This window comes from Streptococcus sp. ALY_208, assembly GCF_058314295.1.
The window spans coordinates 160,443-183,029 of the sequence record NZ_JBZFUI010000004.1; the positions used below are offsets into that span (position 1 = coordinate 160,443).

A 22,587-nucleotide genomic window follows, 5' to 3' on the forward strand; every position below is an offset into this window, starting at 1 on the left:
TCCAGTCTTTAGGCCCCTCCAGTAAAAAAATTGAAACTGTTTCAGCTTTTTTGGTATAATGGGATCATGTTTTATAGCCATAGCGAAGAGGAATTGATAGCGATTGGTCGCCAAATAGGCTCTCGTCTTAAACCAAGAGATGTTCTTATACTGACAGGAGAGCTAGGATCTGGCAAGACGACATTGACAAAAGGTATTGCTAAAAGTCTTGGCATTAACCAAATGATAAAAAGCCCTACCTATACGATCGTGCGAGAATATGAAGGTGAGCTACCACTATATCATTTAGATGTTTACCGTATTGGTGATGACCCTGATTCGATTGATCTTGACGAGTTTCTCTTTGCAGATGGTGTGACCATTATAGAATGGGGAGAGGTTCTGGAAAGCAGCTTGCCAGATGACTACCTTCAAATCATCATAGATAGACTAGACAATGGACGTCAGGTTTCCTTTCATCCTGCTGGTGCTAGATCGCAAATCTTATTGGAGGAGATCAGTGACGAGTCGAGAAGTTCTTATTGAAGAAGCCAGTTCTAGAGATGCTTCTGCCTTGGTAGACTTTCTAGCTAGAGTTACCCAGGAGACTGACCTGATTTATAAAGAAGGCCCCTCCTTAGATGTGGAGCAGATGGCAATATTTCTAAATCAAAGTTCAGAATCTTTAGGCTGTCTATGTCTTCTTGCCAAGATAGATGAGCATGTAGTTGGTCTCGTTAATGTTGTTGAGGAATCTGGCGCAATTGGGGATGTCTTTCTAGCAGTGGACCAAGACTATCGTGGTCAGGGATTAGGAAATCTCCTCATGGAAGTGATGCTAGATTGGGCTTTAGAAAGTGGTATCCTAGTGGGTTTACGTTTGACTGTCCAAGCTAGAAATACGGTTGCCCTTCATCTCTACAAAAAATTCGGTTTTGAATATGATCGGCTTCTAAAAAAGGCTATCTTAAGTAAAGAGGGCTTGCCCTTAGATGTCTATCAAATGAGTATGCAATTAAGTAAGGAATGATATGAAATTAGGAAGAAAAATTTTTTTGATGCTGACTGCTATTGTTGTGACTACCATGCTTGCTATAGCAGTTTATGGCGGTAGTTTTATCAACTTCTCCAATTTTGAGTTGGCTAAAACATTCGAGCAGTTTGGTAAGAGCAGCAATGCTATTGAAGAGTCAGAGCCTTTTTCAGTCTTACTCATGGGGGTAGATACTGGAGACTCCCATCGTAAAGAAACCTGGGAGGGAAACAGTGACACCATGCTCCTAGTCACCGTTAATCCTAAGACCAAGCAAACAACTATGACCAGTCTAGAGCGTGATATCTTAGTTGATTTATCAGATCAGGAAGGAACACAAGAACACGCCAAGCTCAATGCCGCCTATGCTAACGGGGGGACCAAAGAGGCGCTGAGTAGGATCGGTAACCTGTTAGACATTGATATTGATTACTATATGCAAGTCAACATGCAAGGGTTGGTAGATTTAGTTGACGCTGTTGGTGGCATCAAAGTAACCAATGAGTTTGATTTCCCAATCTCTATCGAAAAAAACGAACCTCAGCACACTGCTAAAGTGGAACCTGGAACCCATCATATTAATGGGGAGCAAGCTTTAGTTTACTCGCGGATGCGCTATGATGACCCTAAAGGGGACTATGGACGTCAGGAGCGGCAGCGTATAGTTATCCAAAAAGTGGTCGAAAAACTGCTCAACATGGGATCTAGCGTAGGAAATTACCAAAAAATTCTCAAAGCTATCAGTGCCAATATGAAGACGGATATTTCGCTTAACAGTAACAATCTTAACAACCTCTTGAAGTACCGTCAGGCTATTAAAAATGTTAAAACCTATCAATTACGTGGATCAGATGCTGAGATTGACGGGGGATCCTACCAAGTAGCTGACTTGGATGGCCTGCTTAAAATCCAAAATAGAATTAAAAAGCAACTGGGACTAAGCCTAGTGACTAAGGACAGCTTGAAGACCAATGCTGTCTTGTACGAAGAATTATACGGAAGTTACGGTAGTTCCAGCTCTCAAAGCAGTGAGGGCTCTAGTCAGAGTGGTTCTGATAATGTTACCCCTTACAGTGAAACAGCACCATCTTATAGTGCTCCATCTGAGTCCTACATAGCTCCAGCACCAAGTAGTCAGGCGCCGGCTTCATCGGTTCCTTCTTCTGGAGCAGCACCTAGCGCCTCGGCAACACCATAAAGAGAGTGGGACTCAATCAGTAAACCGTGAGAAAATCACGGTTTTTATTTACCTCGCTTTCCTATTTTTGGACTCGGAGTTCTGCCACCTTCTTATTTTTAGGTGGCAGGCTTTGGCAGTCTATCCCCAGACTGCCAAAGTCCACTGGAGCATTTTGCCACTTGTTTTGCAAGCTTTATTTCCCGATTAAAAAGCTCTACTGGATCTTTGGAGGTTATCACTTGCATGGTACTTAAACAGTCCAGTGGACTGTTTAAGGGGTGCCTGAAAATAAGAATGCGCCCAAAGATAAGGACTACCAATCAGCAGTGGTTCATTGGTACTAAAGCACCTAATGAACAGAGCAGGGGTAAGACTAAAGTTGGCATAGCCAATAAGTCTTACTCCCAACAACTGCGCCTAGTCAATAAAATTGACCAAATAAATAAGGCTGAGAACTTTTGTCTCAGCCTCTTTAATGAAATTGGCTAATTAGTTTGCCATTTTTTGACTTGCACCTGGATATTTGCCAAGCGAGTCTTGGCTTCTTGTCCAAAGACCTTAGTCTGATAATCAAGATCGTCTTTATAATGATTGATAAGATCAAGCTGCTGTTTAATAGTCGCTGTATTTTTTTGAATAGCTTGCCAATCCTTTTGAATAATCTGGAAAGTTTCTTGGATCTCTGAAAACTGAGCCCTAAGCTCTTTGCGGTGTTGGACAGCTTTGACGCCGCCGTAGCCCAAAAGGACAATAGTTAATATACTTTTTAGTCTCATTGCATTACCTCTTCACTAATCAATGTTGCTAGCTGATTGAGAGCTTCAAAATCAGGTTCATGCTCAGTGAATTGGATAGAAATAGCATCTGTGTCATCATATCTTGGAATAAGATGAATATGCGCATGATAAACAGTTTGTCCAGCAGCCTCTTCATTATTGTTAAGAATATTGAGGCCCTTGGCATTAGTGGCTGCTTTAACAGCGCGTGCTAGCCTAGGAATGCGAGCGAAAAGATCACCAGCAGTAGCCTCGTCCATATCCAGGACATTGCGTACATGTGCTTTGGGGATGACTAAGGTATGCCCCTTGGTAGTCTGTGATATGTCTAAAAAGGCCATCACAAGATCATCCTCATAAATTTTAGATGATGGAATTTCTCCAGCAACAATCTGGCAAAAAATACAATTATCCATACGGGTAACTCCTCGATTTCAGAGAGGCGCATAGCACAGAGCTAGACTAGTTACAATGGCCATCTCTTTAAGATTTTTGTTATAATGATTATATCAAATTTTAGAGAGAATGATATGCTAAAAATAGACAAGATGACAGGTGGTTACCGCAATCTGCCTGTCTTAAAAGAGGTTACCTTCACCGTTCCAGATGGACAGCTAGTTGGACTCATCGGATTAAATGGTGCAGGTAAGTCAACAACCATTAAGGAGATTATTGGCCTCTTGAGACCTTATCAAGGCCATATTTCTATTGATGAGCTCACCCTAGACCAAGATAGTGAAGCTTACCGTAAGAAGATAGGCTATATCCCAGAAACGCCAAGTCTATACGAAGAATTGACACTTAAGGAGCATCTAGAGGTAGTCGCTATGTCTTACGATATACCTATCGAGCAGGCCATGCAAAGAGCCCAAGGCCTCTTGGAGACCTTTCGTCTAGCGGATAAACTGGAGTGGTATCCAGTGAATTTTTCCAAAGGAATGAAGCAAAAGGTGATGATTATCTGTGCCTTGATTGTGAACCCTAGATTATTGATTGTAGATGAGCCTTTCTTGGGACTCGATCCTATTGCGATCAATGATTTGACACATTTACTTGATCAAGCCAAACAAAAAGGAACAGCAATCTTGATGTCAACACATGTCCTAGATGCAGCAGAACGGATGTGTGATAGCTTTGTGATCCTGCACCAAGGAAAAGTCAGAGCACAGGGAAGCCTAGCAGATTTGAGAGACGATTTTGGACAAGCTAGCGCCAGTTTGAATGATATTTATATGGCATTGACTAAAGAGGTCTAGTGATGAAAGAATTATTTGCACAAAGACGTTTTGAATTTCATCAGCAATGTCTAAAGTATCTCCGCTATGTCTTTAATGACCATTTTACACTGGTACTGCTGATATTTTTGGGTTTTTTGCTGGTTCAGTACCAGCAGCTCTTGTCTCATTTTCCAACCAGTCATGTCCCTGTATATCTATGTTTGGTAGCCATTAGTCTGACCCTGCTTTGGCTGGGTCGGATTGCTACTTATTTGGAACCGGCTGATCAGGTCTTTATCTTAAGCAAGGAAGCGCAGATATTAGAACAGGTCAGATCAGCGAAAAGACGGGCCTTTCTAATCTGGGGAAGTCTGATTTTTCTCGTTTATCTTGTCTTGATGCCAGTCTTTTTAGTCCTTGGATTGACTAAGTTTGAATTTATGCTTTGCCTTGTGCTCATGCTGGTCTTGAAGGCTCTCGTTATTCACTTCAAAGGGAGACGTCTGGTTTCAGACAATCACTTGCAATGGGAAGAGGCGATAAATTTAGAAAATAGCCGCAAGCAGTCTATTTTAAAATTTTTTGCCCTTTTTACAACAGTAAAGGGGATTTCAACCAAGATAAAGCGCAGGGCTTATCTGGATCCCTTACTTAACCCCATTCCAAAGACAAGAACCACCCTATGGAGGCATTTGTTCTTACGAGCTTATCTGCGCAGTGGTGACTATTTTGGCCTGAGCTTACGTTTGCTAATCCTAAGTTTGTTGGCCATAATGCTTGTTGCTTCTCCTTTAATTGCAGCGGAGTTGGCTGTTTTGTTTGATTTTTTACTGCTCTTTCAGCTTCTGAGCCTTTATCAGCATTACGATTATCAGTATACGACCGAGCTATTTCCCGTTGGTACCAAGTACAAAAAAAAGCAATTTAAACAGGTCCTACGTAGTGTTCTCTACACTGTTTTGATCTTAGAGATGATCTGTCTACTACTTTTTGCTTTCTCTTGGCAAGCCCTGCTCGTGTTACTAGGAGTTGGTATTCTCTTAGTTGAGGTCTACTTGCCTTATAAACTAAAGAAGGTCATTGACGAGCTATCATAAAACAAGTAAAATAGTAAAACAATCAGTGAAAATACCAGAAAGGAGCTACTGTGTCTAACAACGAATCAGATTTGACCCTAAAACCTTTAAGGGGAAAGAGTGGAAAAGCCTATGTAGGGACCTATCCTAATGGTAATCGTGTATTTGTTAAAATGAATACCACTCCGATTCTTGCTGCTCTGGCAAAAGAGCAGATTGCTCCTCAGCTCTTATGGGCCAAACGCATGGCAAATGGTGATGTGATGAGTGCGCAAGAGTGGTTGAATGGCCGTATTCTCAATAAGCAGGATATGAGCAGTAAGCAGATTATTAATATCCTTCTGCGCATGCACCGCTCACGCCCCTTGGTCAATCAATTATCTCAGCTCAATTATCGTGTGGAAAAGCCTATAGATCTGCTAGCTGATTGGGAAAACAATGCTCCTGAGCAGCTTAGAGCTAACTCTTTTATCCAATTTATCATTCATGATCTGCGTACTCATCTTCCAGAGTTTGACCGAGACAAAGCGACTATTGTGCATGGAGACCTGCGACATAGCAACTGGGTCATTACGACAACAGGTGTCATTTACTTGGTTGATTGGGACTCTGTCAGATTGACCGATCGCATGTATGATGTGGCCTATATTCTGAGCCACTATATCCCTCATGCTCATTGGAACGAATGGCTCAGCTACTATGGCTATAAGAAAAATGATCTAGTCATGAGCAAGATAGCTTGGTATGGCCAGCTATCCTTTCTCATGCAAGTCCTCAAATGTTATGATGAGAATGATATGGAACATGTTAATCAAGAGATTTATGATCTGCGCAAGTTCCGTGAGATGGTTGGTGAAAGTCAATGAGGGTACGAAAGCGCAAAGGAGCTGAAGAGTATCTTGCCACTAACAGCCATATCGTAATTGATAATCCAGAGGACATTAAAGGCAAGTGGCATGAGATTTTCGGCAATACAAACCCAATTCATATCGAAGTTGGATCAGGCAAGGGAGCCTTTATCACTGGTATGGCAGCAGCTCATCCAGAAATTAACTATATCGGTATTGATATTCAGTTATCAGTGCTCAGCTATGCTCTAGATAAGGTCCTTGAAAGTGATTTGGACAATATTCGTCTTTTGCGAGTCGATGGCTCAAGCCTGACCAATTATTTTGACAATCATGAGATAGATCTGCTCTATCTTAATTTCTCAGATCCTTGGCCTAAGAAAAAACACGCTAAGCGTCGCTTGACCTACAAAACCTTTCTGGATACCTACAAGCAGATTTTACCAGAAGGGGGAGAGATTCATTTTAAAACGGATAACAGAGGTTTATTTGAATATAGCTTGGCAAGTTTCTCACAATATGGTATGATTTTGAAACAGGTCTGGTTAGACTTGCACGCTAGCGACTACCAAGGCAATATCATGACAGAATATGAGAAAAAGTTCTCAGACAAGGGTCAGGTTATTTACCGAGTCGAAGCCAAATTTCAATAATAATTTTGGGTAAGGGATGTCCCTGCCCTCAAATATGGAGAGGTCGCATAGTGGCCGAGTGCGCACGCTTGGAAAGCGTGTAGTCCTTAACGGGGCTCGGGGGTTCGAATCCCCTCCTCTCCTTATCTTTTTTGATACAAGTGTTGAGCATGAATCCAAAATGCTAGACAAATAACGTCAAGGATAAGCGTAATGATGGTTATTGACAATCTTTCTTGCATATCCTGATACTTTTTGCTATACTATCTAAAGAGTAAGACATATCGAAAAGGAGGCGAAGTGGTAACTTCGCCTCTTAATGTGTATGCAACTTGTTTTCTTATAAGAACTAGGAAGTTGAGGTAATTATTATCAGTAGTCATTCGATTCCAGATATTGTTACAGATGTAGTCGCTCCTGTTATTCCTGAACCCTTTGAATTAGTCGACCTTGTCTATGAGAAATTAGGGGGAGATTATGTGCTCTCAATTTTAGTCGACAAGCCTGGAGGAATTACGGTAGAAGATACAGCAGAGTTGACAGACATTATTAGTCCCCTTCTGGACACTATCGATCCAGACCCTTTTCCAGATCAGTACATGCTAGAAATTTCGAGCCCTGGCTTAGAACGTCCACTCAAGACAGCTGAAAGTTTAGAAGCGGCTGTTGGTTCTTATATCAATGTCAGTCTTTACAAGGCGATTGACAAGGTAAAAACCTTTGAGGGAGACTTGCTTGCCTTTGACGGTGAAACGTTGACCCTTAGCTATAAAGATAAAACAAGACAAAAAACAGTTGAGATTCCCTATCAGACCGTTGCCAAGGCACGTATGGCAGTCAAGCTGTAGCGTTGACATGAATGTGGTATCTGAAAGGACCTAACCTCTCAGTAAGTCTAAGAATTAGAAAGGACACAAGGCTTTCCTTTAAGGAAAGAAAAAATCACTATGAGCAAAGAAATGCTAGAAGCCTTCCGCATTTTGGAAGAAGAGAAACACATTGATAAAAATGACATCATCGATGCTGTAACAGAATCCCTGAAATCAGCTTATAAGCGTCGCTATGGCCAATCAGAAAGCTGTGAAGTGGAATTTAATGAAAACACTGGGGACTTTCAAGTTTACAGTGTACGAGAAGTTGTTGAAGAGGTATTTGACAGCCGTCTTGAAATCAGCCTATCAGAAGCTTTGAAAATCAGCTCTGCTTATGAACTTGGAGACAAGATTCGCTTCGAGGAGCCAGTAAAAGAGTTTGGTCGTGTAGCGGCCCAATCAGCTAAACAAACAATCATGGAAAAAATGCGCCGTCAGATGCGTGAAGTTACTTATAACGAGTACAAAGAGCATGAAGGCGAGATCATGACAGGTACGGTTGAGCGTTTTGACCAGCGCTTCATCTACGTCAATCTTGGCTCCATCGAAGCCCAGTTATCTCATCAGGATCAAATTCCAGGTGAATCCTTTAAATCACATGACCGTATCGAAGTTTATGTCTACAAGGTGGAAAATAACCCTAGAGGTGTCAATGTATTCGTGAGCCGCAGCCATCCTCAATTCATCAAACGCATCATGGAGCAAGAAATCCCTGAAGTTTTCGATGGTACTGTCGAGATCATGAGTGTCTCTCGTGAAGCAGGCGATCGGACCAAGGTAGCTGTTCGCAGTCATAATCCTAATGTAGATGCCATTGGTACGATTGTCGGTCGTGGCGGGGCTAATATCAAGAAAGTTGTGAGCAAGTTCCACCCTATGCGTATAGACAGTAGAACGGGTCTTGAGATTCCAGTCGAAGAAAATATCGACGTTATCCAATGGGTAGAAGATCCAGCAGAATTCATCTATAATGCTATTGCGCCTGCCGAAGTGGATTATGTGATCTTTGATGATGAAAACAGTAAGCATGCGACAGTCGTCGTGCCTGATAGTAAGTTATCACTAGCTATCGGACGTCGTGGACAAAACGTCCGACTGGCTGCTCATCTGACTGGCTATCGCATTGACATTAAGTCAGCTAGCGAGTATGAAGCAATGGAAGAAGAGCTAGAAAAAGAAACCATCGCCGAAGCTGAAGAAACCATCGTCGAAACAGCAAATGCCTCAGATGTGGCAGCTGAAACTGACGACCAAGAGTAACCCTAATAAAGGAAGGTGTTTGATGGCTAAAACAAGAAAAATACCTTTGAGAAAATCAGTTGTATCAGGTGAATTGATCGACAAGCGGGACTTACTTCGCATTGTTAAAAATAAAGACGGGGAGATATTTATCGATCCGACTGGTAAAAAAAATGGGCGAGGCGCCTACATCAAATTGGATAATGAAGAAGCCCAGCTAGCTAAGAAAAAGCGTGTCTTTAATCATAGCTTTTCCATGGACGTCCCAGAGGATTTTTATGATGAATTGATTGCTTATGTTGATCATAAGCTAAAAAGAAGAGAGCTCGGTCTTGAATAATCATGAAAAATTATCCAATTTATTAGGTATCGCTCAACGAGCAGGAGCAGTAACATCTGGTGAAGACTTTGTACTAAAGGCTGTGCAAACCCATAAAGCCAAGCTAGTCTTTCTAGCTGATGATGCCGCTTCTAACCTGACAAAAAAAATAACTGATAAATGTCACTATTATGATATAGAAGTCTCCACAGTGTTTACAACACTGGAATTAAGTGGCGCCATTGGTCGAGCCCGTAAGGTCTTGGCTGTGACGGACACTGGATTTGCAAAGAAAATGAGGACTCTTATGGATTAAAGGATAGGAGGACAAGATTTGTCTAAAAAAAGATTGTATGAAATTGCCAAAGAAGTCGGCAAACCAAGTAAAGAAGTTGTTGAACAGGCTAAGAGTCTGGGCTTGGCTGTCAAGAGCCATGCATCTAGCCTTGAGGAAGCGGACGCAAAACGTTTGACGGATAGCTTTTCACAAAAAGCACCAGCTCCTCAAGCTAAAACAGAAGTAGCTCCACAAAAAGCCAAGACTGTGGAACCTCAAAAAGAGGTTTCAAGTTCTAATGCAACAAGTGCGCAAGCTCCCTCTAAACCAAAAATTCGCAATTTTAAGGCAGAACGTGAAGCCAAAGCCAAAGCCGAAGCGGAACGTCGTCAAAACCAAAACAAGCGTGATGGTCAAGGTAAAAACCGCAAGCGTCGCCATGAGGATAACCGTCCAGCGAATCGTCAGCGAAATAATGATCAAAGAGGAGCAAATCGCAACCAGCAACAAGGTCCACGTATCGATTTCAAGGCAAGAGCTGCCGCTTTAAAAGCCGAACAAAATGCGCAGTATTCCCGTGAAAGCGAAAATCGTTTCCGTCAGGAGCAAGAGCGTAAGGCTCAAGAAGCCAAAAAGGCCCAAGAAAACCGTCAAAATAACAAGAAAAAGGCTGAGCAAGAAGTTAAAGATAACCCAGCTGTCGATGTGGCTTCACCCTCTCCTGCTCCAGCTGCAATTACAAGTCAACCAGCTCCGGCCAAGGATAATCGTCGTAAAAAGGGGAACCGCTCTGAAAAGTCTCGTGATTTTTCAGATAAGAATGAAGATGGACCAAAGCAAGCTAGAAATAAAAAGTGGAATAATCAAAGCCAAGTGAGAAATCAAAGAAATAGTAACTGGAATAACACTAAAAAGAATAAGAAAAATAAAAATAATCGCCATAACGAAGCTACGAAACCAGTAACTGAACGTAAATTCCACGAGCTTCCAAAGGAATTTGAATATACAGAAGGAATGACGGTTGCAGATATTGCAAAACGTATCAAGCGTGAACCAGCTGAAATCGTCAAGAAACTCTTTATGATGGGAGTCATGGCCACTCAAAATCAAAGTCTAGACGGCGATACCATCGAACTCTTGATGGTTGATTATGGGATTAATCCTAAGAAAAAAGTTGAAGTGGACAATGCGGATATTGAGCGTTTCTTCGCAGACGAAGGCTACCTCCATGAAGAAAATATGGTTGAGCGTGCCCCTGTCGTGACGATTATGGGTCACGTTGACCATGGTAAGACAACCCTTCTGGATACCCTTCGTAATTCTCGAGTGGCTACTGGTGAGGCTGGAGGAATCACTCAGCATATCGGTGCCTATCAAATTGAAGAAAATGGTAAGAAAATCACCTTCCTAGATACACCGGGTCACGCAGCCTTTACAAGTATGCGTGCACGCGGTGCCTCTGTCACAGATATTACGATCTTAATCGTGGCAGCTGATGATGGTGTTATGCCACAGACTATCGAAGCCATTAACCACTCTAAAGCTGCTGGTGTGCCTATTATCGTTGCGATCAATAAAATTGATAAACCAGGGGCAAACCCAGAGCGTGTCATTGGTGAGTTGGCTGAACATGGTGTCATTTCAACAGCTTGGGGCGGCGATTCTGAATTCGTTGAGATTTCTGCCAAGTTTGGTAAAAATATTGATGAATTATTAGAAACGGTACTTTTAGTAGCTGAAGTTGAGGAACTCAAGGCTGATCCAACGGTGCGTGCCATCGGTACGGTAATCGAAGCACGTCTGGATAAAGGAAAGGGTGCTGTAGCGACTCTCCTTGTACAACAAGGAACACTGAATGTCCAAGATCCTATTGTTGTTGGGAATACATTTGGACGTGTCCGTGCTATGACCAATGACCTCGGTCGTCGTGTTAAGGTAGCAGAACCTTCTACACCAGTTTCTATCACAGGATTAAATGAAGCGCCTATGGCTGGTGACCACTTTGCTGTCTATGAAGACGAAAAAGCCGCACGTGCAGCTGGTGAAGAGCGTGCCAAACGAGCTCTGCTCAAACAACGTCAAATCACTCACCGTGTCAGCTTGGACAACCTCTTTGACACCCTTAAGGATAGTGAGGTTAAGTCTGTTAATGTCATCATCAAGGCTGATGTGCAGGGATCTGTTGAAGCCTTGGCAACCTCTCTTCAAAAGATTGAGGTTGAAGGAGCTAAGGTAACCATTGTCCATTCGGCTGTTGGTGCTATCAATGAATCAGATATTACTCTGGCAGAAGCATCTGATGCTATTGTCATTGGCTTTAACGTCCGCCCTACTCCACAAGCCCGTATCCAAGCGGAATCTGATGAAGTCGAAATCCGTCTCCACAGCATTATCTACAAGGTTATTGAAGAAATTGAAGATGCTATGAAGGGAATGCTGGATCCAGAATATCAAGAAAAAATTCTTGGAGAAGCGCTTATTCGTGAGACCTTCAAGGTTTCAAAAGTCGGTACCATTGGTGGATTCTTAGTCACAAATGGTAAGATCACCCGCGACTCAAGCGTCCGTGTGATCAGAGACGGTGTTGTTATCTATGATGGTAATTTAGCCAGCTTGCGTCACTTCAAAGATGATGTCAAAGAGATCGGTAATGCTCAAGAAGGTGGTCTCATGATTGATGGCTACAATGATATTAAGGTAGATGATACTATCGAAGCCTACATCATGGAAGAAATCAAACGCTGATACTCAAGGCAGTCTAAAGAAAGGAGCCTTGCATGGCAAATTCATTTCGTATTGATCGTGTCGGTATGGAAATCAAGCGTGAGGTCAATGAAATCCTTCAACTAAAGGTACGTGATCCTCGAGTACAGGATGTCACGATTACGGATGTCCAAATGCTTGGAGATTTATCGCTTGCCAAGGTCTACTATACTGTTCGCAGTGATCTAGCCTCGGTTAATAAAAAGGCTCAAGAAGGTCTTGAAAAAGCGACAGGGACCATCAAGCGTGAACTGGGGAAAAATCTCCAAATGTATAAGATACCAGATTTAACCTTTATCAAGGACGAATCTATTGCCTACGGCAATAAGATTGATCAGATGCTGAGAGAACTTGAGCGCAAAGACTAAGATGGATCAATTAAAACCACCAGTTTTCAGAACTGGTGGTTTTAATTTTTATACTAAGAAAAAAACTAAAAGTTTTTATTTACAAATGTAGATCAAAAGAATATAATATATTTACAAACGTAAATAAGAAGTCATTGTGACAGTCAAGCAGTGAAAGGAGGAGCTATGATTACTAGTAGTGAATGGGAAGTTATGCGGGTGATCTGGACCCAAGGAGAAATTGGCAGTCAGGATATTATGGCGATACTTTTACAAAAGCTAGCCTGGACAGAATCAACAGTTAAGACCCTGTTAGGGCGCTTGGTTGAAAAGGGTGTTGTCAAGACACGCCGAGACGGGCGGCGCTATCTTTACAGTACAGATGTATCGGAAAGAGAAGCAAGCCTTAATCGTGTGAAGGCAGAGCTTGATAAGATATGCCTGACCAAGCAAGCTGATTTAATCTATACTATCCTAGCAGATCTCCCCATGACACAAGCAGATCTCCAACAGTTCCAACAGTTGCTGAACACCAAAGTACCCCAAGAAACCGTTCAGTGCGACTGTATACCGGGACAATGCCTCTGTCACGAACACCAATAGAAAAGGAGTACACACTATGGTAAAAGATACCTTTGTCATTGATGGCATGGTCTGTGCAGCCTGTGCAGCCACTGTCGAAGGCGCTGTCAATAAGTTGTCTGGTGTAGAATCCTGTGCAGTTAATTTGACGACGGAAAAGATGGCGGTCAACTATGATCAGTCGCAAGTCAGTACAGAAACCATTGAAAAGGCAGTTGCCGATTCGGGTTACCGAGCCCATATTTTTGATAAAACGAAAGATCTGAGTCAGGAAGAGCGGGAATTACAACGGCTGGCAGGTATGAAGACCCGTTTGATCTGGTCAGCTATCTTTACCCTTCCCTTGCTGTATATCTCAATGGGGAGTATGGTCGGTCTCCCCCTTCCCGGATTCCTAAACCATACCGCCCACCCAATAGCTTTTGTTGCCAGTCAGCTGATTCTTACTTTACCGGTTATGATTCTAGGTTGGCACTTCTACCGATCAGGTTATAAATCTCTAACTAAGGGACATCCCAACATGGACAGCCTAGTTGCTGTCGCAACGACAGCAGCCTTTGGCTACAGCCTTTATAGCGCCTATCATGTCGTCTTGGGGCATCATCATCATGTGCACCAGCTCTATTTTGAGTCAGTTGCAGTGATTTTGACCCTGATTACCTTAGGTAAGTTCTTTGAAACCCTATCTCGAGGACGGACATCCGATGCGATTAAGAAGCTTCTCCATCTCTCAGCTAAAGAAGCTGTCGTCCTGCGTGACGGTCAAGAAATCACCTTACCCATCGAAGAAGTGGCCTTGGGGGACACTGTCCGTGTTAAACCTGGAGAGAAAATCCCAGTAGATGGCCAGATCCTTTCTGGACAGTCATCAGTGGATGAATCCATGCTGACAGGAGAATCCATTCCAGTTGAAAAAACTGTTGATGATCAGGTCTATGGTGGTTCCATCAATGCCCAGGGAAGCCTAGATATTCGAGCGGATAAGCTGGGCAAGGATACCCTTTTATCGCAAATCATCAAGCTAGTTGAAGATGCTCAAGAGACTAAAGCCCCCATTGCCCGCTTGGCAGACCAAGTGTCAGGGATCTTTGTACCTATCGTGATGACCATAGCTTTAGTCACAGGCTTACTCTGGTTCTTTATCGGTGGGGAATCCTTCACCTTTGCACTGACTGTAGCGGTTAGCGTTTTAGTTATTGCCTGCCCATGTGCTCTTGGACTTGCGACTCCAACAGCTATTATGGTAGGGACTGGCCTAGCCGCTGAGCATGGAATTCTCTTTAAATCTGGTGATAGTCTGGAGCTAGCTCATAAGATAGAAACCATTGTCTTTGATAAGACAGGTACCCTCACTCAAGGGAAGCCATCTCTAGTAGCTACTTATAATTATAGCTCCACCCTAGATGATACAGAGCTCTTGGCTTTAGCAGCTAGCTTAGAAGCTGACTCCAGTCACCCTATTAGCCAAGCGATTGTTCAAGCGGCCAAAGAGGCTAAATTGGCGCTCAAACCAGTTGAACAGTTTGAAAATTTAGCAGGCTTTGGCCTGAAAGCCCAGATAGAGAATGACTGGCTATGGGTAGGAAATAAAGCCCTCATGGACAAAGAGGGGATCAGTTTGGATAACTCTCTTACAGACTTGGACCATCTCACCCAGTCTGGTCAGACCCCGATCTATATAGCACGTAATAGCCAGTTACTAGGCTTACTAGGTGTTGCTGATCAGCTTAAGCCGGACAGTTTGGAGACAGTTAAACAACTCAAAGAGCAAGGACTAACTGTGGTCATGCTGACAGGAGACCACGAAAAGACCGCTAAAGCTATTGCTGAAAAGGCAGGCATTGATCAAGTGATCAGTCAGGTACTTCCTGATCAAAAAGCCCAAGCTATCAGCGACTTAAAAGCAGATGGTAAAATTGTTGCCATGGTTGGCGATGGCATCAATGACGCTCCGGCTCTAGCTACAGCAGATCTTGGTATTGCAATGGGTGCAGGCAGTGATATTGCCATTGAATCAGCAGATCTAGTCATGATGAAGCCTGATATGACAGATGTCCCTAGAGCTCTTGAGGTTAGCACCCATACTATTAAAACCATTAAGGAAAATCTTTTTTGGGCTTTTATCTACAATGTCCTAGCCATTCCAGTAGCTATGGGAGTCCTTCACCTATTTGGCGGTCCCCTACTAGACCCTATGATAGCCGGTTTAGCAATGAGCTTTAGTTCGGTTTCAGTCGTCCTTAATAGTTTACGACTCAAATATAAAAAACTGTAACCAAAATAAAAGCAAGTTAGTCTAGCCAATAAGTTTTATGCCCAGTTATGGCACTATTTGGAGATATATAGGACAAGGCTGAGGTCTGGACTTCTTGTAAACTAGTATGAATAAAAAGGAGAATTGCAATGTCTAAAGTTTATAACGTCAAGGGTATGAAATGCGACGGCTGTGCTAAAACAGTCACAGAAAAACTCTCAGCGGTCAAAGGAGTCCAATCAGCGACTGTTGACCTTGAAAAAAATCAAGTGACGATTGAAGGCAAACCATGGAAATGGTCGCTCAAGCGTGCACTCAAAGAAACAAAGTATGAGCTTAGTGAAGAGATTTCCTAAGCCTCCTCAAATCAGGGTTTGATCGTCTTAGGCTACTTTAGGAATTATGCGTAGCAAATATTTGGCAAGCCCCCTCTTTTACGTTAGAATATCTCTACAAGATAAAAAAATGCAGTGCATGTACAGCACTGCTGGCTTATAGAAAAGGAGTTTTATATGGTTGAAGCAGTTACTGATAAGTCATTTGAACAAGACACTCAAGACGGTGTCGTACTCGTAGATTTTTGGGCAACCTGGTGTGGTCCTTGTCGGATGCAATCCCCAATCGTTGAGCAGTTAGCTGACGAATACGATGACAGTGAATTGCGTGTACTCAAGATGGATGTTGATGCCAATCCTGAGACAGCCCGCCAATTCGGCATTATGTCTATCCCAACCCTTCTCTTCAAAAAAGACGGTCAAGTGGTTAAGCAAGTGGCAGGTGTCCACACTAAAGATCAAATCAAATCAATTCTTGCTGAAATTGGTTAAGCAAACGAGGCTTGAAAGCCTCGTTTTTGCTGCGCAGAAAAATATAAAAAATATGGTATAATGTCGACACGATAACCATAAAAGGAGTTTATGATGAAAACAGCTATTTTTGAAAAAGCAGGACAGATGATTGTAGAAGATCTGCCAATGCCAACCCTCAAAGAAAGTGATGATGCTATTATCCAGATTGTACGTGCCTGTGTATGCGGCTCAGACCTCTGGTCTTACTCGCACGGCGATGATCGCAAAGAACACTCTATCAATGGTGGTCATGAAGCCCTAGGTATTGTTCATGAAGTTGGACCTGATGTCACCAACGTCAAGCCAGGCGACTTTGTCATCGTACCTTTCACTCATGGCTGTGGGGAGTGTGATGCTTGTCGTCAAGGATTCGATGGAACTTGTGATAACCACCCAGCTCCAACCAACTGGGGTGGTGGCTTCCAAGCAGAATACCTTCGTTTCCATTATGCTAATTGGGCCTTGATCAAAGTACCTGGTCAGCCATCTGATTATTCAGAAGGCATGATCAAGTCATTATTGACCCTAGCCGATGTCATGCCAACCGGTTACCACGCTGCACGTGTAGCAGATGTCAAGCCAGGTGACCGTGTCGTCGTCATCGGAGATGGCGCTGTCGGTCAATGTGCAGTCATTGCTGCTAAGATGCGCGGAGCCTCTCAGATCGTTATGATGAGTCGCCACGAGGATCGTCAGCAAATGGCCCTTTCATCAGGTGCAACAGCTATTGTAGCTGAACGTGGTGAAGACGGAATAGCTAAAGTACGTGAAATCCTTGGTGGTGGTGCAGATGTTGCCCTTGAGTGCGTCGGTACCGAAGGTGCTTTAGAGCAAGCGCTAGGCGTTCTTCATAACGGCGGTCGCATAGGAGCTGTCGGCGTTCCTCACTACGGTGATCGTCGTATCGGCTCTACCTTTGCCCAAAACATTTCTATCGCCGGTGGATCAGCATCAGTTACAACCTATGACAAGCAAATTCTGCTCAAAGAAGTTCTTGATGGCAATATCAACCCAGGTAAAGTCTTCACTCATACCTACGCTCTAGATGATGTCAACCAAGCCTATCGTGATATGGCAGATCGCAAAGCCATTAAGTCTATGCTGGTTGTCGCAGAATAATCAAAATGATCAGTTCTTTTGGTAGGACTAATCAAGCACCTGAGAAGTTAGCCTTCTCAGGTGCTTTTTGAGTGGCTCAATAGCATAAAGATTAAGGGAATAAGAACCATTCAGGCATAAAAAACGACCGTTCAGGCATAAAAGTAACTGTTTAGGCATAAATAGCAACTGTTTAGGCATAAATAGCAACTGTTTAGGGAATAAGCATGTACAGCCTCAATATTGTTGTATACTAAATTTATTATGTTAGAGTTAAAAAATATTGATAAAAGCTACGATCAAGGAGAAATAAAAAGTAATGTTTTAAAAGAAATTAATTTAACTGTTTCAGAAGGTGATTTCATATCCATTATGGGACCTTCGGGTTCTGGGAAATCTACCCTTATAAATATCTTGGGATTACTTGACTCAGATTTTAAGGGAGAATATTTATTTGATGGAAAAAGAGTCGACAAACTGAGTGAAGATCAACAGGCTATCTACCGTAACAGGGATATTGGTTTTGTTTTCCAGCACTTTAACCTTATTGACGAATACACTGCTAGAGAAAACATATTACTATCGTTTCTTTATTCTGAGGTCCAGCCAGATAAACAATTTATTGAGAGTTTAGTTAAAGGTTTAGGCATCAAAGATAAAATGGATGAATATCCCAATCGTTTATCAGGTGGACAGAAGCAACGAGTTGCTTTGATTAGAGCTCTTGCCCATAAGCCTAAGTTTCTTATAGCAGATGAACCTACAGGAGCTTTAGATGAAAAAAATAGAAATGAAATATTACAAATTCTAAAGAATTTAAATAATTCTGGAACTACTATTATCATCGTAACACATGATGAATTTGTTGCAAGTTATGGTACGAAGACGTATCGAATGAAAAATGGTTCCTTGCAATTAAAAGGAGAAAAATCGAATGAAGATTAAAAAACTTTTGATAGACACTTTAAAACTATTAAAGAGAAATAAACGTCAAAGTGTTTTAACTTCTTTAGCCATAGCAGTAGCAACATTTGTAGTATTAGTGATTTTGTCCAGTTCTTCCTATACGACTTCCTCATTGAGTGATGACTTAAAAATAAAGGAAGATACAGTAACATTAACTTTTACCCCACAAGATATGTTAAATAAAGATGGCTTTTCGCAGGAAGATAAGGAGTTAGTTGAAAAAACTGTCGGTAAAAAAGCTACACTTTCTTCGAGTTCTTATGGAGTGTATGCTGAAACGCATTTAAAAGATAGTAGGCAGAATCTTAGTTTTCGAACATTGCATGATTTGAGTAGAAATGGATTAGATGCACCCCGTTTATTAGAAGGGAAAGCTTTGAAGAATCTAAATAAAGGAGTTGCTATTAGTGATAAAGCTCTCATGTCCTTAACTCGAAAGGAAAATACCAAAAACTTTTTAGGGAAAAAAATCAGTATTTCTGGTCAAGATTATACTATTCAGTCCATATATTACGGATCTGCGGTTAACGAAAAGTTACCGTCGCTGATAGTTTCTAATGATACTAAGAGATATCTCTTAGGAGGAAAGGATTATTTTGATGAGCTTGTTGTAGAGACGAATAAGTTAGAAAATATTAATAAAGCACTGGCTATTTTAGATAGCCATGGTACATTTCGTCGTGAAGGAACATATTCATATACAGATAATAAAAGAGTCTACAAGGAAACAAAAGATCAAGCAACTACTATATTGAATTTTATTGCTCTGCTATCTAGCATTTCTATATTTGTAGCTGGTTTCGGTGTTATGAATGCTATGTTATCTTCGGTAAGTGAACGTAGTAAAGAAATAGCAATTCGTCGTGCATTAGGAGCTAAAAAATCTGATATTTATCAATCATATGTTATAGAAGGAACTCTTTTATCTATAGTGGGTGGCTTAACAGGTACTGTGATAGCTATAGCATTTGTTCTCGTAATGAATATGGGTGGATTTGCTACATCACTGGCGTTAAATCATATTTTAATAACTCTATCTGTAACTGGTATTTTTGGAATTATATTTAGTATTATGCCTGCTATGGTTGCAGCAAATAAAAATGTTATTGAGGGATTAAGGTGATGAGGAGAAATAGTTTTTATCGGCACGAAATTGTTATTTTACTATTTTCGACAGGTTTTTTTCCACTCTTATCTCTAATGTTAGGAGATGCAATAATAGCTCTTTTCTTTGACAGAGCTGGTATGATAAAGCTGATGTTCGGAGAAAGAATACTCTTTGCAGCAACAGCAGTGTTACTGTGGTGGGCAATAAATAAAATAGGTTTAGTTAACGTTAAAGTAAAACAATTTATAAGTTCTAAACAAATCATTAATTATATTTTACAAATAATTTTTATAACAATTTTTGTTTTTACATTTACAACAAAATACACTTCGCTCATCTATATATTATTTTTTATCATTCTAAATTTTCTAATTGCTTGGGAAGAAGAATTTGTATATAGATTATTAATCCCTGAAATACTCAAAAACTTATTGAGCAATTTTGTTATTATATGTGTACTACAAAGCTTGATATTCAGCTATTTAGGACATATGGAAGAAAATATTTTAAATAATTTAATTTATCGAGTACCTATTGGAATAGTACTATATTATATCAGAAACAAAACAGATAATATATTTTTACCGACAACTATTCATTCATTATGGAACATTATATTAGATTTTACCTAGAGGAGACAGAATGAAACTTACAAAAACAGAATTAGTGTTTGCTACACTGTTAGTTGTAGAATTTACAATATGCTTTTTTATGCTAGCACATTTCAACATTTTCCAATACATGCTATTTGTCCAAATTATTCCATCAATATTATTAGCCTTGGTAGCTGGAAATATTGCTTCTAGAAGCAGACATACTTGGCTAATATTAGTCATATTTGGCATTATCTATTCGTGGATGATGTTTGCGATTTTTAAAGTGACTCCTATGACTATTATAGAGCAAAATACTATTCAATCTGAAACATCAGTGTTTACTTTTAACAGAAATTTACAACTAGGCACATATTTTGGTTTCTTCCTGCAAGAATTCTTACTAGCAGCATTTGTTTCAACAATTTCAAAAATTTTTAGGAGAATTAGGCAAGGACAATTTTGATTAAATAAATATTGAAAGGAGGTGAGATATAATGCTAAAGTTATTTAAAAAATTAACAACAAATTGGCTCTGGGGTGCTTATAAACATACTGAGTATTACAGTAACGGCAAGAAGAAGAACTAGAACCCCAAGGTTATTTAATAGGTACATCTGGCTTATCGTAAATAGATGTGCCTGTTTTTTAATTTAAAAGTAATCTAACCATTTATATTAGAGGAATTATGAATACCTTATCTTTATTAAAAAAAATATATTTTTATATGGGAATAAAAGAGAAAGTTCTATGGGGAATAGGAGTAATCTTAGCTTCGTTTTCAGCTATCATAGGATTATGGTTACCTACTCAGTTAAATCTGTTTGTGCAGAATTTTAAGAACCTTGATTCGCATAGAATAATACTCCTTGTTCTAGTCTTTATAGTACAAAATGTAATAATGCATTCTTCGTTATATATTCTTGGGAAGAGTGGGGAGCATATGATTCTGTCTATTCGAAAGGAAAGTATTCTCACTCTTCTAAATTCCGGTAATTTTAACTTAAAGAGTACTACTTGGGCAAGCAGGATAATATATGATCCTAATTTCTTTTCTGATTTGATTTCAAGACAACTCCCTACTCTAATAATTAATACTCTCCAACTCAGTTTAACTATAGCTATATTGTTTTATTTAAATCTTAAATTAACATTATTTATTATATTGGGAATATTGCTAATGATGCTTTATTCAATCGCATCCGGTAAATTCATATCAAAAATTCAAATACGATCTCAGGAGTATCTATCAGTAACAAATCAACAACTTTCCGATGTTCTCGGAAGATTAGGATTCATAAAGATTAATAATACAATAAGCAAAGAATATAAAGCGTTAAAAAAGTCAGTGCAAGAAATATATAAATTATCAGTGAAAATTTTAAGAGCTAATATATTCAACCAAATTGGCTATCAGCTAATGTTTGTTTTACTATCTATTTTTATTTTATTTATCATCATTAGTGACATAAATTATGGTGTGCTAGAATGGTCGTCAGTTACTCTGTATATTATGTATTGTATCCAGTTGGCTGTACCATTATTAACAATTTCAGAAGAACTTTCAGGAATTAAAAAAAGTAAAGAAGTTCTGGTAGATTACTTTGATAAGGTTAATAGTTTGGTTTCAAACTCTGGTCATAAAGTACGCACTAAATTTGGTAAAAAAACTCGGATAGATATTTTTAATTTTTTAAATCCATTTAATAAAAAAGTTATACAGTCACTACAATTTTATGAAGGGAATGTTTATCAATTAATAGGAGCTTCTGGTATTGGTAAAACGACGTTATTAAATTCAATATTGGGATTAGTGCAGTTTGATACAGGTCTAATTAATGTAGTCCTAAAAAAGAAAGGAATAATGTATAATAGAATTGCCTATTATCAAAGTCAGCAACAAATATTAGTAAATAAGTCAATTAGAGAGAATTTATCTTATGCATATCAAATAACTGATGAAGAGCTATTATATACATTGCGGCAATTTGGATTGTCTGAAGAGTTACAGAGCGATAACATACTTGATATAATAGTAACTGAGAAAACTCTTTCAAAAGGTCAGATTGCCAGGCTAGCTTTGGCTAGAGAGTATTTAAAACAAAATTCAGAAATTGTTATTTTAGATGAACCATACGCTCATTTAGATGAAGAGAATTCCCTTAAAATTGATAAAATGTTCCGAGATAGATTTAATAATTCTATTTTAATCATTGTTAGCCATACTAAAAATTATTATAAGGAAAAAGACCATATTATCGAAATGGTGTAAACTTTAGAAAAATTATTTTTTAAAGATTGTAAAGTCCAGATTAAATTGAAGCCTATCGTGATATGGCAGATCGCAAAGCCATTAAGTCTATGCTGGTTGTCGCAGAATAATCAAAATGATCAGTTCTTTTGGTAGGACTAATCAAGCACCTGAGAAGTTAGCCTTCTCAGGTGCTTTTTGAGTGGCTCAATAGCATAAAGATTAAGGGAATAAGAACCATTCAGGCATAAAAAACAACCGTTCAGGGTATTAGCATGCACAGTCCCAATATTGTTGTATACTAAATTTATCGCATAACAGTAAGAGAA

25 protein-coding genes and 1 tRNA gene are annotated in these 22,587 nt (G+C 40.2%); 24 read left to right on the plus strand and 2 right to left on the minus strand.

Going from position 1 to position 22,587, the window contains the following annotated elements; translation table 11 throughout:
* The first annotated feature begins 66 nt into the window (after window positions 1-66).
* The 3 genes from tsaE to lytR are packed head-to-tail and all read left to right on the plus strand — an operon-like array spanning window position 67 to window position 2,210.
* Window positions 67-525: a tRNA (adenosine(37)-N6)-threonylcarbamoyltransferase complex ATPase subunit type 1 TsaE gene (gene tsaE, locus AC4HAI_RS05400; protein WP_491110728.1), complete on the plus strand. Its 459-nt coding sequence runs from the start codon at window positions 67-69 to the stop codon at window positions 523-525.
* Complete coding sequence (locus tag AC4HAI_RS05405) at window positions 500-1,009, plus strand: GNAT family N-acetyltransferase (RefSeq protein WP_491110730.1); 510 nt, start codon at window positions 500-502, stop codon at window positions 1,007-1,009. Before tsaE ends, AC4HAI_RS05405 begins: the two co-directional genes overlap by 26 nt.
* Window position 1,010: 1 nt before the next feature.
* Window positions 1,011-2,210, plus strand: a complete 1,200-nt coding sequence (gene lytR / locus AC4HAI_RS05410) for a glycopolymer--peptidoglycan transferase LytR (protein ID WP_491110731.1) — start codon at window positions 1,011-1,013, stop codon at window positions 2,208-2,210.
* A gap of 467 nt (window positions 2,211-2,677) precedes the next feature.
* Here the strand turns inward: lytR and AC4HAI_RS05415 are convergent, their stop codons facing one another.
* Both AC4HAI_RS05415 and AC4HAI_RS05420 read right to left on the minus strand, forming a co-directional pair.
* Window positions 2,678-2,968 carry a hypothetical protein gene (locus AC4HAI_RS05415; RefSeq protein WP_491110732.1) on the minus strand — a complete coding sequence of 97 codons (291 nt, stop codon included), beginning with the start codon at window positions 2,966-2,968 and terminating at the stop codon, window positions 2,678-2,680.
* Window positions 2,965-3,384 carry an HIT family protein gene (locus tag AC4HAI_RS05420; RefSeq protein ID WP_491079328.1) on the minus strand — a complete coding sequence of 140 codons (420 nt, stop codon included), beginning with the start codon at window positions 3,382-3,384 and terminating at the stop codon, window positions 2,965-2,967. The genes AC4HAI_RS05415 and AC4HAI_RS05420 overlap by 4 nt, the downstream gene beginning before the upstream one ends.
* 114 nt (window positions 3,385-3,498) lie before the next feature.
* Between AC4HAI_RS05420 and AC4HAI_RS05425 the strand changes: the two genes are divergently transcribed.
* The 21 genes from AC4HAI_RS05425 (at window position 3,499) to AC4HAI_RS05525 (ending at window position 22,279) form a co-directional block, all read left to right on the plus strand.
* Entirely contained in the window at window positions 3,499-4,224 is a 726-nt protein-coding gene (locus AC4HAI_RS05425; protein ID WP_491110733.1) for an ABC transporter ATP-binding protein, read from the plus strand.
* Window positions 4,225-4,226: 2 nt separating this feature from the next.
* Window positions 4,227-5,282 (plus strand): ABC transporter permease, encoded by a 1,056-nt coding sequence (locus AC4HAI_RS05430; protein WP_491110735.1) that lies wholly within the window; start codon window positions 4,227-4,229, stop codon window positions 5,280-5,282.
* Between the two features lie 50 nt (window positions 5,283-5,332).
* On the plus strand, window positions 5,333-6,127 hold the full coding sequence (ccrZ, locus tag AC4HAI_RS05435; RefSeq protein WP_491079325.1) for a cell cycle regulator CcrZ: 795 nt from the start codon (window positions 5,333-5,335) through the stop codon (window positions 6,125-6,127).
* Complete coding sequence (gene trmB / locus AC4HAI_RS05440) at window positions 6,124-6,762, plus strand: tRNA (guanosine(46)-N7)-methyltransferase TrmB (RefSeq protein WP_491110737.1); 639 nt, start codon at window positions 6,124-6,126, stop codon at window positions 6,760-6,762. The genes ccrZ and trmB overlap by 4 nt, the downstream gene beginning before the upstream one ends.
* Before the next feature lie 36 nt (window positions 6,763-6,798).
* Window positions 6,799-6,885 (plus strand) — tRNA-Ser (locus AC4HAI_RS05445).
* Window positions 6,886-7,106: 221 nt separating this feature from the next.
* Window positions 7,107-7,589, plus strand: a complete 483-nt coding sequence (gene rimP / locus AC4HAI_RS05450; protein ID WP_491079376.1) for a ribosome maturation factor RimP — start codon at window positions 7,107-7,109, stop codon at window positions 7,587-7,589.
* A gap of 99 nt (window positions 7,590-7,688) precedes the next feature.
* Window positions 7,689-8,873 (plus strand): transcription termination factor NusA, encoded by a 1,185-nt coding sequence (nusA, locus tag AC4HAI_RS05455; RefSeq protein ID WP_491110738.1) that lies wholly within the window; start codon window positions 7,689-7,691, stop codon window positions 8,871-8,873.
* Window positions 8,874-8,895: 22 nt separating this feature from the next.
* Window positions 8,896-9,192, plus strand: a complete 297-nt coding sequence (gene rnpM / locus AC4HAI_RS05460; RefSeq protein ID WP_491079322.1) for an RNase P modulator RnpM — start codon at window positions 8,896-8,898, stop codon at window positions 9,190-9,192.
* Entirely contained in the window at window positions 9,185-9,487 is a 303-nt protein-coding gene (locus tag AC4HAI_RS05465) for a YlxQ-related RNA-binding protein (RefSeq protein ID WP_491079321.1), read from the plus strand. Before rnpM ends, AC4HAI_RS05465 begins: the two co-directional genes overlap by 8 nt.
* Before the next feature lie 18 nt (window positions 9,488-9,505).
* Entirely contained in the window at window positions 9,506-12,193 is a 2,688-nt protein-coding gene (gene infB / locus AC4HAI_RS05470) for a translation initiation factor IF-2 (RefSeq protein WP_491079320.1), read from the plus strand.
* A gap of 32 nt (window positions 12,194-12,225) precedes the next feature.
* Window positions 12,226-12,579 carry a 30S ribosome-binding factor RbfA gene (gene rbfA / locus AC4HAI_RS05475; protein WP_491079319.1) on the plus strand — a complete coding sequence of 118 codons (354 nt, stop codon included), beginning with the start codon at window positions 12,226-12,228 and terminating at the stop codon, window positions 12,577-12,579.
* 165 nt (window positions 12,580-12,744) lie between these two features.
* Complete coding sequence (locus tag AC4HAI_RS05480) at window positions 12,745-13,161, plus strand: CopY/TcrY family copper transport repressor (protein WP_491079318.1); 417 nt, start codon at window positions 12,745-12,747, stop codon at window positions 13,159-13,161.
* 16 nt (window positions 13,162-13,177) lie between these two features.
* On the plus strand, window positions 13,178-15,415 hold the full coding sequence (locus AC4HAI_RS05485; RefSeq protein ID WP_491110740.1) for a heavy metal translocating P-type ATPase: 2,238 nt from the start codon (window positions 13,178-13,180) through the stop codon (window positions 15,413-15,415).
* 128 nt (window positions 15,416-15,543) lie between these two features.
* Window positions 15,544-15,750: a copper chaperone CopZ gene (gene copZ / locus AC4HAI_RS05490; RefSeq protein ID WP_491110741.1), complete on the plus strand. Its 207-nt coding sequence runs from the start codon at window positions 15,544-15,546 to the stop codon at window positions 15,748-15,750.
* A gap of 156 nt (window positions 15,751-15,906) precedes the next feature.
* Window positions 15,907-16,221 (plus strand): thioredoxin, encoded by a 315-nt coding sequence (trxA, locus tag AC4HAI_RS05495; protein WP_491079315.1) that lies wholly within the window; start codon window positions 15,907-15,909, stop codon window positions 16,219-16,221.
* Window positions 16,222-16,314: 93 nt separating this feature from the next.
* Complete coding sequence (locus AC4HAI_RS05500) at window positions 16,315-17,361, plus strand: alcohol dehydrogenase catalytic domain-containing protein (protein WP_491079314.1); 1,047 nt, start codon at window positions 16,315-16,317, stop codon at window positions 17,359-17,361.
* 243 nt (window positions 17,362-17,604) lie between these two features.
* A complete protein-coding gene (locus AC4HAI_RS05505) occupies window positions 17,605-18,285 on the plus strand; it encodes an ABC transporter ATP-binding protein (protein WP_491110743.1) in 681 nt (226 codons plus the stop codon).
* Entirely contained in the window at window positions 18,275-19,429 is a 1,155-nt protein-coding gene (locus AC4HAI_RS05510) for an ABC transporter permease (protein WP_491110744.1), read from the plus strand. The genes AC4HAI_RS05505 and AC4HAI_RS05510 overlap by 11 nt, the downstream gene beginning before the upstream one ends.
* Complete coding sequence (locus tag AC4HAI_RS05515) at window positions 19,429-20,046, plus strand: CPBP family intramembrane glutamic endopeptidase (RefSeq protein WP_491110770.1); 618 nt, start codon at window positions 19,429-19,431, stop codon at window positions 20,044-20,046. The genes AC4HAI_RS05510 and AC4HAI_RS05515 overlap by 1 nt, the downstream gene beginning before the upstream one ends.
* Before the next feature lie 10 nt (window positions 20,047-20,056).
* Window positions 20,057-20,473, plus strand: a complete 417-nt coding sequence (locus AC4HAI_RS05520) for a hypothetical protein (protein ID WP_491110745.1) — start codon at window positions 20,057-20,059, stop codon at window positions 20,471-20,473.
* A gap of 222 nt (window positions 20,474-20,695) precedes the next feature.
* Window positions 20,696-22,279, plus strand: a complete 1,584-nt coding sequence (locus AC4HAI_RS05525; RefSeq protein ID WP_491110746.1) for an ATP-binding cassette domain-containing protein — start codon at window positions 20,696-20,698, stop codon at window positions 22,277-22,279.
* Window positions 22,280-22,587 lie beyond the last annotated feature (308 nt).

What these genes read in the sequence shown, in the direction of transcription:
- tsaE (WP_491110728.1), top strand. Translation starts at nt 67, where the DNA reads ATGTTTTATAGCCATAGCGAAGAGGAATTGATAGCGATTGGTCGCCAA.
- lytR (WP_491110731.1), top strand. Translation starts at nt 1,011, where the DNA reads ATGAAATTAGGAAGAAAAATTTTTTTGATGCTGACTGCTATTGTTGTG.
- AC4HAI_RS05415 (WP_491110732.1), bottom strand. Translation starts at nt 2,968, where the DNA reads ATGAGACTAAAAAGTATATTAACTATTGTCCTTTTGGGCTACGGCGGC.
- AC4HAI_RS05420 (WP_491079328.1), bottom strand. Translation starts at nt 3,384, where the DNA reads ATGGATAATTGTATTTTTTGCCAGATTGTTGCTGGAGAAATTCCATCA.
- AC4HAI_RS05425 (WP_491110733.1), top strand. Translation starts at nt 3,499, where the DNA reads ATGCTAAAAATAGACAAGATGACAGGTGGTTACCGCAATCTGCCTGTC.
- AC4HAI_RS05430 (WP_491110735.1), top strand. Translation starts at nt 4,227, where the DNA reads ATGAAAGAATTATTTGCACAAAGACGTTTTGAATTTCATCAGCAATGT.
- trmB (WP_491110737.1), top strand. Translation starts at nt 6,124, where the DNA reads ATGAGGGTACGAAAGCGCAAAGGAGCTGAAGAGTATCTTGCCACTAAC.
- nusA (WP_491110738.1), top strand. Translation starts at nt 7,689, where the DNA reads ATGAGCAAAGAAATGCTAGAAGCCTTCCGCATTTTGGAAGAAGAGAAA.
- rnpM (WP_491079322.1), top strand. Translation starts at nt 8,896, where the DNA reads ATGGCTAAAACAAGAAAAATACCTTTGAGAAAATCAGTTGTATCAGGT.
- rbfA (WP_491079319.1), top strand. Translation starts at nt 12,226, where the DNA reads ATGGCAAATTCATTTCGTATTGATCGTGTCGGTATGGAAATCAAGCGT.
- AC4HAI_RS05480 (WP_491079318.1), top strand. Translation starts at nt 12,745, where the DNA reads ATGATTACTAGTAGTGAATGGGAAGTTATGCGGGTGATCTGGACCCAA.
- AC4HAI_RS05485 (WP_491110740.1), top strand. Translation starts at nt 13,178, where the DNA reads ATGGTAAAAGATACCTTTGTCATTGATGGCATGGTCTGTGCAGCCTGT.
- copZ (WP_491110741.1), top strand. Translation starts at nt 15,544, where the DNA reads ATGTCTAAAGTTTATAACGTCAAGGGTATGAAATGCGACGGCTGTGCT.
- trxA (WP_491079315.1), top strand. Translation starts at nt 15,907, where the DNA reads ATGGTTGAAGCAGTTACTGATAAGTCATTTGAACAAGACACTCAAGAC.
- AC4HAI_RS05500 (WP_491079314.1), top strand. Translation starts at nt 16,315, where the DNA reads ATGAAAACAGCTATTTTTGAAAAAGCAGGACAGATGATTGTAGAAGAT.
- AC4HAI_RS05505 (WP_491110743.1), top strand. Translation starts at nt 17,605, where the DNA reads ATGTTAGAGTTAAAAAATATTGATAAAAGCTACGATCAAGGAGAAATA.
- AC4HAI_RS05510 (WP_491110744.1), top strand. Translation starts at nt 18,275, where the DNA reads ATGAAGATTAAAAAACTTTTGATAGACACTTTAAAACTATTAAAGAGA.
- AC4HAI_RS05515 (WP_491110770.1), top strand. Translation starts at nt 19,429, where the DNA reads ATGAGGAGAAATAGTTTTTATCGGCACGAAATTGTTATTTTACTATTT.
- AC4HAI_RS05520 (WP_491110745.1), top strand. Translation starts at nt 20,057, where the DNA reads ATGAAACTTACAAAAACAGAATTAGTGTTTGCTACACTGTTAGTTGTA.
- AC4HAI_RS05525 (WP_491110746.1), top strand. Translation starts at nt 20,696, where the DNA reads ATGAATACCTTATCTTTATTAAAAAAAATATATTTTTATATGGGAATA.